Here is a 14,746-nt window from a genome sequence, read left to right on the forward strand (position 1 = left end):
ACAGGGGCCGCTTGCGTTTGGCGGTCAGCCGTCGGCGCGCTTACACCAACATTTCCGACGCGATCCAGTCTTTTGACATCGTGTGATCAAAGACTGCGCGCCACCATGATGCCGCCTGCGTCTACCTACACCCTCGCAATCCCGCGGGCAGCACTCAGCAGCTCGTACTCCCTCTGGCTCCACTGGCGCAGCCCAGCCGCGCGTACGGCATCGCGGCACAGGTCCAAAAACACCTCAGCGCCCTCGCAGAAGCACTCACGGGCAAAGGTGCCAGATCCGTCCGCAACGCACACGCCGTCTGCAAACAGCTCCCAGCTAGACGGCTCACGCGAGTCATCTCCGAGCAACTTGATCTGCAACACATGTGGATTGCCAGCGGTGCAGAGCTCTTCCTCGAGTTTCTGTACCGTAAAGCGCATCTGGTGGGAGAGGCTGCTCTTGACCATGGCCGAGGCATAGCCGCTCGGCGCGTCCAGAAGATGCATTCGTTTTGGCTTGGCTGCCAGATTGTGGAAGTTGCGCTCACTGCGCACGGAGAAATTGTCCATACGGACTCCTTTCATCGATGTTGGCAGGGCCACCGTGCCTCTTGGCCGGTTGGCGTCGGGATCGTGGAGCCAACTCTCTACCCCGACTCTGGATAAAACGCGCCCGCTCCTTGCGGGCACGATGGAGTCTATCAGCGCGCGCGGACACAAATCAAGCGCCGCCTGCGAAATGATGTGCAGACGGCGCTTGATTACGCGGCAATTATTCGGCCAACATTCGGAAAAGTGTCGAAATCGTCCGTAAGAAAGTACGGAAAAGTGTCGAAATCGGCACCTCAAAAGTACGGAAAAGTGTCGAATCTGACGGTCTCAACATCTGGAAAAGTGTAACTGGATAACAAAACAGCACGTAGAAGCTGGTGCTACATATGGACGCTTCAGCCGCCCTCAGCCCTCGCTACTCGTCCCCGTCGTTGGGGTCGCCCTTGAGGTTGTTGACGTCGAGGTAGTCGTTGCTCTCGTCCTCTTTTTGCTGCGTTGCCAATTCGGACTCGACGGGGCTGCGGAACAGCTGGAATCCCTCAAACGCAATGACGCCAAGCAGCACCACGACGATCGCTATAAAGATAATCTTTGCTACTGGATTGAAATCCAAAAAGCGCGGCGCCTCTTCTGCGGCGTAGTAGTCGCCATAATAATCGTCGTTATCAGTGTGGCTATCGGTGTATGAGGACGTGGGTATAGCTTGCGCATGGTCGTCCGGCTCGTATTCGGAAGCGGACGCGGCGACAAGCGGATTTACCGGCTCGCCGAGCGTCGGCGCGCCGGCAGATGTTTCGTCCAGATCGGCATCAGCCCAGGAATCGAAGGCAAGCTGACGGGTCGCAAAGTCGTCGAGATCTGCAACGGGCGGTTCGGGCGCAAGATGCTGCGCCGCGGCGATAAACGATGCCGTCTCGGAAGGATCGCCTGCCGAATGGGTTTTGCCGCTCATGTGCTCGTCGGCTGTCCAGGGGCGATCGCTCATCACGTCGTCGAGGCTCAACGCAAACAGATCGTCTTCGCCCTCGTCAAACACGCGTTTCGCATGCCTGGCGGCAGAAGCGAAGCCTCCGTGGTCGTTGCGCGATGCGTTGCTCGACCCCATCTTGTTCCATCCTTTCGAACTGTCTCGTCCTTCGATTATATGGAACTTGCCTTGCGGCCGAGTCTTGGATTCGTGCATTCCAGAACTCACGCCCAAAAGGGGAGGGGCGCAGGCGCGCTGACTATTTGTCGCCGGCGGCAGCCTTTGCCTCGTTGAGGTAGCTATAGAAGCTGTACTTAGAGATGCCAAAGAACTCGCAGGCACGCTCGCTCGACTTGGAAATGAGGAAGGCGCCGCGACGGTCGAGGTAGCCAATGGCGCGAATGCGTTCATCCTTGGTCATAAGGGCTGCGGGCTTGCCCACGTATTGCTCGCACTCGCGCAGCAGATCTTCGAGCAAGTCGCCGATGGTTTTGGTAATGGGCTCGGGCTCGGTGTAGCCCGTGCCGTCGGTGCCGGTAAAGGCATCGAGCGAGCGCTCAAAAGCTTTCATGAGCGTAATGTCAAAGTTAATGCCCAAAATGCCGACAGGCTTGCCCTCGTCGTTGCGGATAAAGATGGTCGAGGACTTAAGCAGCTTGCCATCGGCGGTTTTGGTGAGGTATGGCTCGCGGTCGTGCACGTCGGTGGCGTCCTCGTGCATGGACTCAAACACAATATGGCTGGGACCGTCACCCAGCTTGCGCCCGCTTACATGGCCGTTTTCGATTACTACGATGGAGTGGTCCACGTCCTCGGTCTCCAGATCGTGGACGACGACTTCGCAGTTGGGGCCAAACTGGAGCGCCAGGCCGTGTGCAAGGCGCTTATAAAACTCAATCTGTGCGGGGGTCATGGGTGCCTTCCTAAAAATTAGTTTGGGCACACTTTGCCATAAACCCCACTTGTTCGCAAATAACGAAAGTGCCGCTGCGTTATGAGCGCAACGCCGTCCGTTGGTTTCAGGTCTAAAGCCGGGTTGAGGTAAGCCATGTAAAGGGGGCGCTCTGCCAACCGGCGGGGTGCCCTCTTTTTGCATCGTGGGCGTGCGGGATAAGCGCTTTCGATGTAGATGCCCCGCGACGCGCGTTATGGGTACGATGGCTTCAGGGGAGGTATCGCCATGAAACTTGGTTGCGTCATTATGGCTTCGGGCGAGGGCAAGCGGTTTGGCTCTAACAAGATGCTTGCCGATATCTATGGCGAGCCGCTGATTGCCCGGACCATCGATTCGGTTCCCCGGGGCTTTGACGTTGTGGTTTCGACGCGCTGGCCCGAGGTCGCTCAGATTTGCGAGGACAAGCATTGCCCGTGCGCGCTGCACGAGGGCGAGCTGAGCAGCGAAAGCGTCCGTGCGGGCCTTTCGTGGGGAGTCGATCACAACTGGAAAGGTTGCCTCTTTTTGCCGGGCGACCAGCCGCTCGTGAGTTCGGATTCCTTTGAGGCACTCGCCGGTGCTTTTAAGGCCAGCGGCGGTGTCGCGCCCGTGCGTCTTGCCCTGAACGGCGAGCCGGCCTCTCCGGTGCTGTTCCCCGCGAGCTTCTTTCCTAACCTTATGGGGCTTAAGGGCAAGGACGGCGGATCGTCGCTGCTGCGCGGCCGTGCCGATATCCAGTTGGTCGAGGCACGTGCCTACGAGCTGTGGGATGTCGACACCGCCAAGGGTCAGCGCCGCGTCTCAGAACACGTTGCGGCCTGCTACGTGCCCCGCTAGCAGGGGGTGCCGCCAGGGTAGCTAATTTGGGACGGGGCTCTTTTAGCTACCCTGCCTACCTGATGATTTTTCTCTCAGCATGGGGTAGCTAAAAGAGCCCCGTCCCAAATTAGCTACCCCTGGAGGCTGGTGGCGACGACGGGACGGCCGAGGGCAGCCTCAAAGCGGTCGGCCATCGTGGGGTCGCTGAGCGTGTCGACTTGGTTGAGCATGACGCGTGCGGTGTCGAGCCTCAGCGCCTGCATCTCGGCATTGAGCACCTGGGCGACGCGCTCGGGCGTGGCGGTATCGGTGAGCTCGCAGCCGCAACGCTCGCAAAAGAGCTCGGGGCGGTGGACGGCTTCGTTGATGGGCTTGCCGAGTCCCGAGGCGCCAACGATCCAGACGATGTTGGCCGTGCCAGAGGGAATTACCGGCTCCCAGGCGGCGTGGGCCTTGAGCGGGAGCCGCTTGCTGCCGTCCGCCTCGGCCAAGACGTAGTTAAAGCGCTGTGCCAGCTCGCCGAGCGGCTCGGCGGGGGCAGAGAGCTTGCCCGTCTCGGGGTCCAAGACACCTGCTTGGCAGATGCTTCCCCGCGCAAGGCCCGCGCAGGCCTCGCAGGTGCAACCGGGGACATGTGCGGCGCCCGGCTTCCAAGGTGCGGCGTCCAGGCGACGACCCGTCCCGTCCCATGGCACGCCGGCGACGGGAAACATATGCGTGGTGGTGCAGAGGAGCACGCGGCCGCCCGCGCGCATAAGCTCAAGGCCGAGCGTCTTTAGCAAGGTCGACTTGCCGCCACTGCCGATAATTGCGGTGATGCCCGGCTCGATCCTGAGCGCCGAGGCGAGAATGCCGCTAACCGTTTCCATCTGTTCACCGCCGTATAATACTATGATAATAAATAATCATCAGAGTAGCGGTCGAACCGCTTTTGCTCTGCTCAAACCGTAGCACAGGGAGGTGCCCCGAAAATGCTCGTTTATGTTCGCGGCGCCGGCGATATCGCCACAGGCGTCGCCGCCCGTTTGGTGCGCGCCGGCGTGTCGGTTGTCATGGCCGATATCGCGGTTCCCACGTGCATCCGTCGCACGATCAGTTTTTGCGAGGCCATTCGCCTGGGCGAGGTTCAGGTCGAGGGCATTCGCGCTCGCTTGGCGCAGACGCCGGCAGAGGCGCTTGCAATTACCCAGGCCGGAGATGTTGCCGTCGTGGTGGATCCCCAGGCCAAGATGCTCGGCGAACTTAAGCCCGCTGCCGTGGTCGACGCGATCCTGGCCAAGCGCAATTTGGGCACCACGCGCGATATGGCGCCTGTCGTCATCGCCGTAGGACCGGGCTTTACCGCGCCGGTCGATTGCGATGCCGTGGTCGAGACCATGCGTGGGCATTTCCTCGGCCGCGTCATCACCCAGGGCTCGCCCCAGCCCAATACGGGCGTGCCGGGTGTCATCGCCGGCTATGGCAAGGAGCGCGTTATCCACAGCCCCGCCGCCGGCGTGTTTAGGTCCGACCATGTGATTGGCGACATCGTGAGTGCCGGTGATGTGATCGGGTATGCGGGCGACACTCCCATGGTCACGCAGATTGACGGCTGCTTGCGCGGCCTTTTGGCGAACGGCGTTCAAGTCACTGAGGGCTTTAAATGCGCCGATGTCGACCCGCGCGGCGACGCCAGCTACATCAACTATATTTCGGACAAGGCGACGTCGGTCGGCGGCGGCGTACTCGAGGCGCTCGCCATGTTCACCGACGTTTTTAGGGGATAGGAAGCGACGATGGAAAAGCTCGATGTGGTGAATGCTGCGCTTGGCGCTCTGAAGGCCGGTAAGACGTGCGAGCTGGTGGTAGTTGCCGGCACGGCAGGGTCATCGCCGCGCGGCGTGGGCGCCTGGATGGCCGTCTTTGCCGATGGCAGCCAAGCGGGCACCATCGGCGGCGGTAAGATCGAGCTCTTTGCGCTGGACGAGGCGCGCGAGCTGTTGGCCGCAGGGCAGTCGCGCCTGGTCCGCTACACCATGGGCGGCGAGAACTCCGATACCGGCATGATCTGCGGCGGAGCCATCTGCCTGTGTTATCTGCACCTGGATGCATCGCAGGCGCCGTTGTTCCAGTCGGTTGCCGACGTCTTGGCGTATCGACGCATCGGCGACTTCGTCATCGACTTTGAACCGTTTATCGCAAGCGCGCTCGAAAGCGACGCTGCCGAATACCATGGCGAGGAGTCGCGTCGCACCATTGTGGGCTGCCCCGGGCTTTCGCTGACGGAAGAGGGGAGTAAGGTCACCTACACCAACGCCGCCTCCGAGATTCCCCCGGCGCACATCGAGACGCTTTGCCCCGAGGGCCTGACCTACATCTTTGGCTGCGGTCACGTGGGCGCCGCGACGGCGCGCGTGCTCACGGCGGCGGGCTTTGCCGTTGTGGCGTGCGACGATCGCCCCGGCACGTTGACGCCCGAATGGGTGCCCGGCGTCTACGACCGTCGTCTGGTCGATTACAAGAACCTGGACGAGTCGTGCCCCATCGGTCCGCGCGATCTGGTAGTCGTCGCCACGGCGGGCCACAAGTCCGATATCGATGTGGTGATTCAGACCATGCGCGCCAAGCCCGCCTATTTGGGTTGCCTGGGTTCGCGCCGCAAGACGGCCTTTGTGCGGGCTCGCTTGGAGCAGGAGGGCTTTACGCAGGACCAGATCGACGAGCTGCACCTGCCGATCGGCGTTGCCATTCAGGCCGAGGACCCCGAAGAGATCGCCATCTCCATCGCCGCCGAGATGATCCATCTGCGTCGCACCAAGCTCGTCCCCCGCAAGCGCTAGTCGCATCCCAGGGGTAGCTAATTTGGGACGGGGCTCTTTTAGCTACCCTGCCTGCTCGATGATTTTTCTGGGACGGGGACTAAAAAATCATTAGGTACGCAATGATTTTTAAATCCCCGTCCCAGAAAAATCATCTCGAGGCGTTCGCTCACTGTTGGGTAGCTAAAAGAGCCCCGTCCCAAATTAGCTACCCCAGCCCTCTGCCGCATGCGGGTCAAAATGCTACCTGTGCCATATGCCCTATAATGTCCGCCCGTTGGGCGGCATAGGGCCGCTGCCTAGGGTATGGGAGGCGCAAATGGCAGAGTCGGTGGCAGGGGACGCCCTGTTCGAGCGTACGGGAAAAGTTTCGTTTGTGCAGGTATTGCCCCATGCACTGCAGCATGTGCTGGCGGCATTCGCGGGTATCGTTACGCCCGCTATCATCATCGCGTCGGTCTGCGGCTTTACCCCTCAAGAGGAAGCCGCCGTCATTCAGGCGTCGCTGGTCCTCTCGGCGCTTGACATTTTCCTTCAACAGTTCCCCATAAAAGGCATCGTTGGTTCGGGCCTGCCCATCGTGATGGGCGCGAGCTTTACCTTCGTGCCGGCACTTAAAGCGGTCGGTCTTGAGCTTGGTTTCGAGGCCGTGCTGGGCGCTCAAGTTATCGGCGGCGCGCTCGTCGTGCTTTTCGGCCTGCTGTTTAAGCGCGTAAGCTTTCTGTTCCCAGCTCCGGTGCTCGGCACCGTCATCTTTGTCATTGGCCTGTCGCTGTGCCCGGTTGCCGTGGCGTCCATGGCGGGCGGGGAGGGCGCGGCCGATTTTGGCAGCGTCACCAACTGGACCGTCGCGCTCGTGACGTTTGTCGTCACCTTTATGGTCGGTAACTACGGCAAGGGCGCGCTCAAGCTGGGCAGCATCCTGGCCGGTATCTGCGCAGGTTTTGTCGTTGCGGCGGTGCTGGGCATGGTCGACTTCTCGGCTGTCGCGACTGCAAGTTGGTTTGCCCCACCGGCGTTTGGTGCCCATCGTCTGGTGTTCGATCCAGCGGCGTGCGCCGTGGTGGGCGTTGTGGCCATCGTGAACGCCGTGCAGGTTATGGGAGAGTTTGCCGCCGTGTCCTCTGCGGCGCTCGATACCCCCGCGACCGATAGTCAGATCTCGGGCGGATTGATCGCCAATGGTCTCGTCGGTATGCTCTCGGGCTTTTTGGGCGGCGTCCCCACGGCAACCTTTGGCCAGAATGTGGGCATCATCGCCGAGAACAAGGTCGTCAACCGTATGGTCTTTACGCTCGCAGCCGCCATTCTGCTCGTCGCGGGCCTGCTGCCCAAGTGCGCGGCAGTGCTCACGTCCATTCCGCAGCCGGTGATTGGCGGCGCCACCATTGGCGTGTTCGCAACCATCGGCATGAACGGTGTGGTCATGTTTTCCCGCCACGGCCTGTCTCAGCGCGATACCACGCTCATGGGTCTCTCTATCGCCTTTGGTACGGGCATTGAGCGCACGGCCGGCGCACTTGCCGGCGCTGGATTCCCCGCATGGGTCGACACCGTCTTTGGCGGATCCTCCATTGCCGTCGCCGCACTTGTCGCCGTCGTCCTCAACCTGGTCCTGCCTCGCCAAAAATAACGCCCCATATGATGAGTTACGGTGAAATACGGATTGTTTAAGCCTGTTAGGCCGCCAAACAGTCCCTATTTCACCGCAACGGCTTTTTGGGACCCATTTGTGCGAGGGAGTTGTGGAGTTGTGCAGGCAGACGATGTTTTTCTGGAAATACGCACCCAATGCGCGTATAGTACCGATTGTTTTGTCGGCTCCTGCTGCGTCGAGTCCAAACCGCGAAATGCCATGAGCGGCGCGGATGCAGTCAGGAGGCACGAGGACAACCCACCGTGGCCACGCCCCGTGCTTAAAACCCCAAGAAGGAGTGAACAATGGCAGAAGAGAAGTATGTGCCGCGTCTGAAGGCCAAGTACAACAACGAGGTCAAGCAGCAGCTTCAGGACAAGTTCCAGTACGAGAACGTCATGATGATCCCCAAGTTTGAGAAGATCGTCGTGAACATGGGTGTCGGCGAGGCCGCTACCGATTCCAAGGCCATCGACGGTGCCGTGCGCGACCTGCGCGCCATCACCGGCCAGCAGCCGATGATCACCCGTGCCCGCAAGTCCATCGCTACCTTCCGCCTGCGCGCTGGTATGCCGATCGGCTGCAAGGTTACCCTGCGTGGCGACCGTATGTGGGAGTTCTTCGATCGTCTGACCTCCGTCGCTATCCCCCGTATCCGCGACTTCCGCGGCATCTCCGCCAAGAGCTTCGACGGCCGTGGTAACTTCTCCATGGGCGTCACCGAGCAGCTCATCTTCCCCGAGATCGACTTTGACTCCGTCGATCACCAGCGTGGTATGGACATCACTTTCGTGACCACCGCCAACACCGATGAGGAGGCCAAGGCCCTTCTGGACGCCTTTGGTTTCCCGTTCAAGAAATAGGTTCACCTGCCCTATAAGCGCCGTTCCCACAAGGGGCGGCGCTTGGGGCGAACAATACTCTATGTGAGGAGGATATAAGTGGCTAAGACATCGATGATCGTCAAGTGCAATCGCAAGCAGAAGTTCTCTACTCGTGAGTACACGCGCTGCCAGCGCTGCGGCCGTCCGCACTCTGTGTACCGCAAGTTCGGCCTGTGCCGTGTCTGCTTCCGCGAGCTTGCACTCAAGGGCGAGCTTCCCGGCGTTAAGAAGGCCAGCTGGTAAGTCACTACCAGCGTTTCAAGCATCCGTTTGGAACAGGGAAAACGTGCTAGTTAGGCTTTGCCGTTAAGGGCGGCGAAGAACCAAGAGCACGTGTTCATCAAGAACGAAGGAGAATCTGTATGAACCTTACAGACCCGATCGCAGATATGCTTACGCGCATTCGTAACGCTAACTCTGTGAACAAGGCCACGGTCTCCATGCCGAGCAGCAAGAAGCTCGTCGAGATCGCTCGTGTTCTGCACGAGGAGGGCTACATCGAGGGCTACGATGTCGAGGACACCGTTCCCCAGAAGACTCTGCACATCACGCTTAAGTATGGTCCCAAGAAGGCTAAGGTCATCAACGGCATCCGCCGCATTTCCAAGCCGGGCCTGCGTAAGTACACTGGCGTTGCCGACATGCCCCGCGTCCGCGGTGGCCTTGGTACCGCCATTATTTCCACCAGCCATGGCGTCATGACCGACCGCGATGCTCGCAAGCACAACGTCGGCGGCGAGATCATCGCTTACGTCTGGTAATTCGCTCGGTAGGTAGAAGGAAAGGAGATCACCGTGTCTCGTATCGGTAATAAGCCTGTCCAGATTCCCGCCGGAGTCGAAGTGGCAGTCAACGGCAACAACGTTGTCGTCAAGGGCCCCAAGGGCCAGCTCGAGCTCGATGTCTATGAGAAGCTCGCTATCAACATCGAGGACAACGTCCTCACCGTTTCCCGTCCCGACGACGAGCGTGAGACCCGTGCCCGCCACGGCCTCACCCGCGCCCTCATCCACAACATGGTTGTTGGCGTTTCCGAGGGCTTCGAGAAGAAGCTCGAGCTCGCCGGCGTCGGTTACCGCGTGCAGCAGAAGGGCAAGAACCTCGAGTTCTCCCTGGGCTTCTCGCATCCCGTGATCGTCGAGGCTCCCGAGGGTATCACCTTCGAGGTTCCCGACAACACCCACGTGAACGTCAAGGGTATCAACAAGCAGCAGGTCGGTCAGATCGCCGCTGAGATCCGCGGCCATCGTCCTCCCGAGCCTTACAAGGGCAAGGGTATCCACTACGTTGGCGAGCACATCCGCCGCAAGCTGGGTAAGGCCGCCAAGTAGTCGTAACCGACTCACTCGCATAAGACCAGCACCCCGTTAGGTGCTGGCAAGATCAACCTTTTTAGGAGTTTACGTATGAACAAGCATAAGGCGAAGCTGGAAGGCCTCAAGCGTCGTCAGCGTCGTGTTCGCGGCAAGATCTCGGGTACCGCCGAGCGTCCGCGTCTTCGCGTGACCCGTACTAACGCCAACATCTATGCCCAGATCATCGACGACAGCAAGGGCTCCAGCCTGACGCTCGTCTCTGCCTCGACCCTCGAGGCCGAGTTCAAGGGCACCCACACCTCGAACAAGGAGGCTGCGGAGAAGGTCGGTCAGCTCGTTGGCAAGCGTGCCATCGAGGCCGGCATCACCAAGGTCGCCTTCGATCGCGGTGGCCGTATCTACCATGGCCGCGTCAAGGCCCTCGCCGACGGTGCTCGTGCCGCCGGTCTCGAGTTCTAGGAGGTATGTAGCACATGGCTCGTAATCAGAAGCAGCAGCGCGAGGCCTCCGAGTTCGAGGAGCGCGTCGTTTACATCAACCGCGTGTCGAAGACCGTCAAGGGCGGTCGTCGCATGAGCCTCGTCGCTCTCGTCGTCGTTGGCGATGGCAAGGGCAACGTCGGTGTTGGCATGGGCAAGTCCGCTGAGGTGCCCATGGCCATCTCCAAGGCGTCTCTCGATGCCAAGAAGAACATGTTCCACGTGCCGGTGACCGAAGAGGGCACCATTCCGCACGAGGTTATCGGCCACTTTGGTGCCGGCCGCATCATCATCAAGCCCGCTGTCGAGGGTACCGGCGTTATCGCCGGCGGCGCTGTGCGTCCCCTCTTTGAGCTTGCTGGCATCAAGAACGTCCTGTCCAAGTCCCTCGGTACCGACAACGGCCTCAACATCATCAAGGCTGCCGTCGAGGGCCTCAAGGAGCTCTCCAGCCCTGAGGACGTCGCGGCTCGCCGTGGCCTGACGGTCTCCGAGATGTTCGTCGGTAAGGAGAACTAAGCATGGCTGACACCATCAAGATCAAGCAGGTCCGCAGCACCAACGGTTGCAAGCAGGACCAGGTCCGTACTGTCCGTGCCCTCGGTCTCCACAGGATCCGCGAGGTTCGCGAGATTACTGACAACGAGTCCGTCCGCGGCATGATCTTCAAGGTCAAGCACCTTGTCGAGATTGTAGAGGAGTAGCAAATGCAGCTTCACGATCTTACTCCCGCGCCCGGTTCCACCAAGAACCGCAAGCGCGTTGGCCGTGGCAATTCTTCGGGTCACGGCACCACTTCTGGCCGCGGCCAGAAGGGCCAGGGCTCTCGCTCTGGCGGCACCAAGGGTGCCGGCTTCGAGGGTGGCCAGACTCCGCTGGCTATGCGCCTGCCCAAGCTTCCGGGCTTCCGCAACCCCCGTCGTATCGAGTACACCGCTGTTAACGTTGAGCGTCTCGAGCGTAAGTTCGAGGATGGCGCTGTGATCGACGGTGCCGCTCTTAAGGCCGCTCGCATCACCAAGAGCGAGTTCGAGCCCGTCAAGGTGCTCGGCAATGGTGAGCTTACCAAGAAGTTCACGGTCAAGGTCGACAAGGTCAGCGCTTCTGCGCAGGCCAAGATCGAGGCCGCCGGCGGAAAGGTCGAGCTGCCGTGCTAAATGGTCTTAAGAATGCTTTCCGCATCAAAGAACTGCGCGAAAAGATTCTTTTTACCATAGCTATGCTCGTCGTGTACCGCATTGGTGCGCACGTTCCTGTGCCCGGCATTCCCTTCCAGGGGATGCTGGGCCTTTTCTCGACCGATAACAATTCGGTCGCCGCAGGTGCTATGGCCCTCCTGAATCTTTTCTCTGGCGGCGCGTTGAGCTATGTGTCGGTGTTTTCGCTGGGCATCATGCCTTACATCACCAGCTCGATCATCCTCCAGATGCTCCAGGCCGTTGTGCCTTCCCTGCATGAGCTTGCCCGCGAGGGCGAGGTCGGTCAGACCAAGATTACGCAGTATTCGCGTTACCTCACCCTGGCTCTGGCAATCCTCAACTCCGTGGGTTACCTCTTCCTCTTTAAGAGCTTCGGCATCAGCTTTAATGGCGCCGCCGCTCCCGAGATCATCTTCGACCTCATGATCGTCGGCACGCTCACCGCGGGCGCCATGCTGATCATGTGGATTGGTGAGCTCATTACCCAGCGCGGTATCGGCAATGGCATGTCGCTGATCATCTTTGCGAACATCATGGCCGGTCTGCCGCAGGCGATCTTCTCCAGCACCGAGGGCAATGGCGGTGGCATCATCACTATGGTGATCATCTGCGCCATCATCCTGCTGGTTATCCCGCTGATTGTTTTCCTTGAGCGCGGCCAGCGCCGCATTCCGGTCTCCTACGCTAAGCGCGTCGTGGGCCGTCGCATGATGGGTGGCCAGACCACCTACCTGCCCATCAAGGTCAACACCGCGGGTGTCGTGCCGATCATCTTCGCTTCGGCGCTGCTGTACTTCCCAGCTCAGGTTGCCGTGTTCTTCCCCGGCATCGGCTGGATTCAGGCAGTTGCCTCTGCGCTTTCGACCGGTTGGCTCAACTGGGTGCTTAACGTTGTCCTCATCGTGTTTTTCGCGTACTTCTACACCTCCATGGTGTTCAATCCCGATGACACGGCCGACAACCTTAAGAAGCAGGGCGGCTTTATTCCGGGCGTTCGTCCGGGTAGGGCTACCGCGGCCTACATCAAGAACGCGCTCAACAAGATTACGCTTCCCAGCGCTGTCTTTTTGGCGCTCATCGCCATCGTGCCTTCGATCATCTTCTCCTTCACGGGCAATCAGCTGATCCAGGCATTTGGCGGCACGTCCATCCTCATCATGGTCGGCGTCGTGCTCGACACGGTCGACAAGCTCGAAGGCCAGATCAAGATGTATGATTACGACGGATTCTTTAAATAGGCTAGAGGAGGATTGCTCATGAACCTCGTATTGCTCGGAGCTCCGGGTGCCGGTAAGGGCACCGTTGCACAGGAGCTCGTCGCCGAGTTTGGCGTCGCCCACATCTCCACGGGCGACCTGCTGCGTGCTGCCGTCAAGGGTGGCACCGAGCTTGGTATTCAGGCTAAGAAGTACATGGACGCTGGCGAGCTCGTTCCCGACCAGCTCGTGATCGACCTTGTCAAGGAGCGCCTTGCCGCCGATGACGCCCAGCAGGGCTTCATCCTCGACGGCTTCCCGCGCAACACCGCCCAGGCTGTGACGCTCGATTCCGAGCTCTCCACCATGGGTCGCGAGATCGACTGCGCCCTTCTGGTCGACGTTGCCCCCGAGGTCATCATCGATCGTCTGTCCTCGCGTCGCACCTGCCGCGCCTGCGGTTACACCGGCACTGCTGCCGATGTTACCTGCCCCAAATGCGGCGGCGAGATGTATCAGCGCGACGACGATAAGCCCGAGACCATCAAGAACCGTCTCGACGTCTACGAGAAGTCCACGAGCCCGCTTGTCGATTACTATCGTGGCCAGGGTCTGCTCAAGTCGGTCAACGGTGACCAGGCTCGCGAGACCGTATACGGGGATGTCAAAGAGGCCCTCGGTCTATGATTAAGATTAAGTCTGCAACGCAAATCGAGCAGATGAAGAAGGCAGGAGCGCTATCTAAGATGGCGCTCCGCCACGTTGGAGCCATGGTGCGTCCCGGCGTTTCGACTTTTGAGCTCGATCAGCTCGCGGAGCAGATTATCCGCATGCATGGCGGCACCCCGGCCTTTAAGGGTTACGGCGGGTTCCCGGGGACCATTTGCGCATCGATCAACGATGCCGTGGTCCACGGTATTCCCAACCCCGATATGATCCTGCGCGATGGCGATATCATCTCCATCGATACGGGAGCCGTTGTCGACGGTTGGGTTGGCGATAACGCATGGACGTTTTTCGTCGGCACCCCTACGCCCGAGGCCAAGGCCCTGTGCGAGGTCACGCGCGATTGCCTTAAGGCTGCCATTGAGCAGGCTGTTCCCGGTAACCATATCGGGGATGTTGGTTATGCCGTCCAGTCCCTCGCCGAGTCTCACGGTTATGGCGTGCTTCGTGACTATGTGGGCCATGGCATTGGCCGCGTGATGCACGAGGACCCCAACGTTCCTAACTATGGAAAGAAGGGGAGGGGCGTTCGCCTCCAGGCCGGTATGGTCATTGCCATCGAGCCGATGGTAACGATGGGTTCCAACCATGTGAGCACGGGCTCCGACGGTTGGATCGTCACCACCAACGACCACCTGCCCGCCGCGCACTACGAGAACACCGTCGCCATCACCAATGACGGTCCGGTGATTCTTACCACCGATGCGCAAGGATCCTGGTGTTCGCTCCAAGGCGGAGAAATGTAAAAGTCGCCGCCCCCTGATGCCCAACCTCGCCTTTCAATTTCGAAGGCATGACCCCAAGGTCTATGCCTTCTCATTTCAAGGCGATCTTGGGCATCAGGGAACGGCTTTGTTTTACATTTCAAATGTAACAAGTTCCACGTAGTTGTGGAGCCATTACGAAGTTACTACGATGCGTGTATACGTGTTGTAGAATACTCAATCGCTGTCGTTTTCTAGAGAAAGATGATTGCTTGTGAAGAAGGAAGACGCAATTGAGCTCGAGGGCACGGTAAAGGAACCGTTGCCCAACGCCATGTTTAAGGTCGAGCTCGAGAACGGTCATTCGGTTCTGTGCAACATTTCTGGCAAGATTCGAATGAATTACATCCGTATTCTCCCCGGTGACAGGGTTGTCGTGGAGCTTTCCCCGTACGACCTGACCCGCGGCCGCATCACCTATCGCTACAAATAGCGGCACGCATACACACACTCTATTTCCGACTGCAGGCTTAGCTCAACCTACGGTCGGATTGTGTG

General features: G+C 59.8%; 20 protein-coding genes and 1 riboswitch. Of the genes, 16 read left to right on the plus strand and 4 right to left on the minus strand.

The window, feature by feature from the left end:
• Positions 1 to 125: 125 nt before the first annotated feature.
• The 3 genes from ACTQ48_RS00790 to ACTQ48_RS00800 all read right to left on the minus strand — a co-directional run bounded on the left by ACTQ48_RS00790 (position 126) and on the right by ACTQ48_RS00800 (position 2,410).
• Positions 126 to 548: a hypothetical protein gene (locus ACTQ48_RS00790; RefSeq protein WP_441569878.1), complete on the minus strand. Its 423-nt coding sequence runs from the start codon at positions 546 to 548 to the stop codon at positions 126 to 128.
• 8 nt (positions 549 to 556) lie between these two features.
• Positions 557 to 647, minus strand: a riboswitch (SAM riboswitch).
• 298 nt (positions 648 to 945) lie between these two features.
• Complete coding sequence (locus ACTQ48_RS00795) at positions 946 to 1,635, minus strand: hypothetical protein (protein ID WP_441569879.1); 690 nt, start codon at positions 1,633 to 1,635, stop codon at positions 946 to 948.
• A 121-nt stretch (positions 1,636 to 1,756) separates the two neighbouring features.
• Positions 1,757 to 2,410, minus strand: coding sequence for a helix-turn-helix transcriptional regulator (locus tag ACTQ48_RS00800; RefSeq protein WP_441540479.1), 654 nt, complete (start codon positions 2,408 to 2,410; stop codon positions 1,757 to 1,759).
• A 267-nt stretch (positions 2,411 to 2,677) separates the two neighbouring features.
• Between ACTQ48_RS00800 and ACTQ48_RS00805 the strand changes: the two genes are divergently transcribed.
• On the plus strand, positions 2,678 to 3,268 hold the full coding sequence (locus ACTQ48_RS00805) for a nucleotidyltransferase family protein (RefSeq protein WP_441569880.1): 591 nt from the start codon (positions 2,678 to 2,680) through the stop codon (positions 3,266 to 3,268).
• 113 nt (positions 3,269 to 3,381) lie between these two features.
• On the opposite strand, the gene yqeC is transcribed toward ACTQ48_RS00805, so the two are convergent.
• A complete protein-coding gene (gene yqeC, locus ACTQ48_RS00810; RefSeq protein WP_441569881.1) occupies positions 3,382 to 4,119 on the minus strand; it encodes a selenium cofactor biosynthesis protein YqeC in 738 nt (245 codons plus the stop codon).
• A gap of 102 nt (positions 4,120 to 4,221) precedes the next feature.
• On the opposite strand from yqeC, the gene yqeB reads away from it, so the two are divergent.
• From yqeB to infA, 15 genes are all read left to right on the plus strand, one after another.
• Positions 4,222 to 5,016 carry a selenium-dependent molybdenum cofactor biosynthesis protein YqeB gene (gene yqeB, locus ACTQ48_RS00815; protein ID WP_441569882.1) on the plus strand — a complete coding sequence of 265 codons (795 nt, stop codon included), beginning with the start codon at positions 4,222 to 4,224 and terminating at the stop codon, positions 5,014 to 5,016.
• A gap of 9 nt (positions 5,017 to 5,025) precedes the next feature.
• Positions 5,026 to 6,069 carry an XdhC family protein gene (locus ACTQ48_RS00820; RefSeq protein WP_441569883.1) on the plus strand — a complete coding sequence of 348 codons (1,044 nt, stop codon included), beginning with the start codon at positions 5,026 to 5,028 and terminating at the stop codon, positions 6,067 to 6,069.
• A gap of 298 nt (positions 6,070 to 6,367) precedes the next feature.
• The gene (locus ACTQ48_RS00825) at positions 6,368 to 7,681 is read left to right on the plus strand and encodes a uracil-xanthine permease family protein (RefSeq protein ID WP_441038792.1); all 1,314 of its coding nucleotides are present in this window, start codon (positions 6,368 to 6,370) and stop codon (positions 7,679 to 7,681) included.
• Between the two features lie 308 nt (positions 7,682 to 7,989).
• Complete coding sequence (gene rplE, locus ACTQ48_RS00830; protein ID WP_154516073.1) at positions 7,990 to 8,547, plus strand: 50S ribosomal protein L5; 558 nt, start codon at positions 7,990 to 7,992, stop codon at positions 8,545 to 8,547.
• Between the two features lie 78 nt (positions 8,548 to 8,625).
• Positions 8,626 to 8,811 (plus strand): type Z 30S ribosomal protein S14, encoded by a 186-nt coding sequence (locus ACTQ48_RS00835; RefSeq protein ID WP_022094280.1) that lies wholly within the window; start codon positions 8,626 to 8,628, stop codon positions 8,809 to 8,811.
• 119 nt (positions 8,812 to 8,930) lie between these two features.
• Positions 8,931 to 9,329: a 30S ribosomal protein S8 gene (gene rpsH / locus ACTQ48_RS00840; protein WP_006235262.1), complete on the plus strand. Its 399-nt coding sequence runs from the start codon at positions 8,931 to 8,933 to the stop codon at positions 9,327 to 9,329.
• A gap of 33 nt (positions 9,330 to 9,362) precedes the next feature.
• The gene (rplF, locus tag ACTQ48_RS00845; protein WP_370450587.1) at positions 9,363 to 9,899 is read left to right on the plus strand and encodes a 50S ribosomal protein L6; all 537 of its coding nucleotides are present in this window, start codon (positions 9,363 to 9,365) and stop codon (positions 9,897 to 9,899) included.
• Positions 9,900 to 9,974: 75 nt separating this feature from the next.
• A complete protein-coding gene (gene rplR, locus ACTQ48_RS00850) occupies positions 9,975 to 10,343 on the plus strand; it encodes a 50S ribosomal protein L18 (protein WP_118270231.1) in 369 nt (122 codons plus the stop codon).
• 14 nt (positions 10,344 to 10,357) lie between these two features.
• On the plus strand, positions 10,358 to 10,882 hold the full coding sequence (gene rpsE / locus ACTQ48_RS00855) for a 30S ribosomal protein S5 (RefSeq protein WP_154516070.1): 525 nt from the start codon (positions 10,358 to 10,360) through the stop codon (positions 10,880 to 10,882).
• 2 nt (positions 10,883 to 10,884) lie between these two features.
• Entirely contained in the window at positions 10,885 to 11,067 is a 183-nt protein-coding gene (rpmD, locus tag ACTQ48_RS00860; RefSeq protein WP_154516067.1) for a 50S ribosomal protein L30, read from the plus strand.
• A 3-nt stretch (positions 11,068 to 11,070) separates the two neighbouring features.
• Entirely contained in the window at positions 11,071 to 11,520 is a 450-nt protein-coding gene (gene rplO / locus ACTQ48_RS00865) for a 50S ribosomal protein L15 (protein ID WP_006235267.1), read from the plus strand.
• Positions 11,514 to 12,800, plus strand: coding sequence for a preprotein translocase subunit SecY (secY, locus tag ACTQ48_RS00870; protein WP_370450586.1), 1,287 nt, complete (start codon positions 11,514 to 11,516; stop codon positions 12,798 to 12,800). Before rplO ends, secY begins: the two co-directional genes overlap by 7 nt.
• An 18-nt stretch (positions 12,801 to 12,818) precedes the next feature.
• Entirely contained in the window at positions 12,819 to 13,445 is a 627-nt protein-coding gene (locus ACTQ48_RS00875; protein ID WP_154516064.1) for an adenylate kinase, read from the plus strand.
• Entirely contained in the window at positions 13,442 to 14,230 is a 789-nt protein-coding gene (map, locus tag ACTQ48_RS00880; RefSeq protein WP_329738298.1) for a type I methionyl aminopeptidase, read from the plus strand. Before ACTQ48_RS00875 ends, map begins: the two co-directional genes overlap by 4 nt.
• Positions 14,231 to 14,462: 232 nt before the next feature.
• Positions 14,463 to 14,681, plus strand: coding sequence for a translation initiation factor IF-1 (infA, locus tag ACTQ48_RS00885; protein ID WP_035137443.1), 219 nt, complete (start codon positions 14,463 to 14,465; stop codon positions 14,679 to 14,681).
• Positions 14,682 to 14,746: the final 65 nt, after the last annotated feature.

Origin of the sequence: Collinsella sp. Sow4_E3, from assembly GCF_052116285.1 — a bacterium.
Lineage (GTDB): Bacteria > Actinomycetota > Coriobacteriia > Coriobacteriales > Coriobacteriaceae > Collinsella.

Coding starts and splice junctions, on each gene's coding strand:
- rplE (WP_154516073.1), top strand. CDS start 7,990: ATGGCAGAAGAGAAGTATGTGCCGCGTCTGAAGGCCAAGTACAACAAC.
- rplO (WP_006235267.1), top strand. CDS start 11,071: ATGCAGCTTCACGATCTTACTCCCGCGCCCGGTTCCACCAAGAACCGC.
- ACTQ48_RS00790 (WP_441569878.1), bottom strand. CDS start 548: ATGGACAATTTCTCCGTGCGCAGTGAGCGCAACTTCCACAATCTGGCA.
- ACTQ48_RS00825 (WP_441038792.1), top strand. CDS start 6,368: ATGGCAGAGTCGGTGGCAGGGGACGCCCTGTTCGAGCGTACGGGAAAA.
- rpsE (WP_154516070.1), top strand. CDS start 10,358: ATGGCTCGTAATCAGAAGCAGCAGCGCGAGGCCTCCGAGTTCGAGGAG.
- ACTQ48_RS00795 (WP_441569879.1), bottom strand. CDS start 1,635: ATGGGGTCGAGCAACGCATCGCGCAACGACCACGGAGGCTTCGCTTCT.
- ACTQ48_RS00875 (WP_154516064.1), top strand. CDS start 12,819: ATGAACCTCGTATTGCTCGGAGCTCCGGGTGCCGGTAAGGGCACCGTT.
- ACTQ48_RS00805 (WP_441569880.1), top strand. CDS start 2,678: ATGAAACTTGGTTGCGTCATTATGGCTTCGGGCGAGGGCAAGCGGTTT.
- ACTQ48_RS00800 (WP_441540479.1), bottom strand. CDS start 2,410: ATGACCCCCGCACAGATTGAGTTTTATAAGCGCCTTGCACACGGCCTG.
- rplR (WP_118270231.1), top strand. CDS start 9,975: ATGAACAAGCATAAGGCGAAGCTGGAAGGCCTCAAGCGTCGTCAGCGT.
- yqeB (WP_441569882.1), top strand. CDS start 4,222: ATGCTCGTTTATGTTCGCGGCGCCGGCGATATCGCCACAGGCGTCGCC.
- ACTQ48_RS00820 (WP_441569883.1), top strand. CDS start 5,026: ATGGAAAAGCTCGATGTGGTGAATGCTGCGCTTGGCGCTCTGAAGGCC.
- yqeC (WP_441569881.1), bottom strand. CDS start 4,119: ATGGAAACGGTTAGCGGCATTCTCGCCTCGGCGCTCAGGATCGAGCCG.
- map (WP_329738298.1), top strand. CDS start 13,442: ATGATTAAGATTAAGTCTGCAACGCAAATCGAGCAGATGAAGAAGGCA.
- rpsH (WP_006235262.1), top strand. CDS start 8,931: ATGAACCTTACAGACCCGATCGCAGATATGCTTACGCGCATTCGTAAC.
- rpmD (WP_154516067.1), top strand. CDS start 10,885: ATGGCTGACACCATCAAGATCAAGCAGGTCCGCAGCACCAACGGTTGC.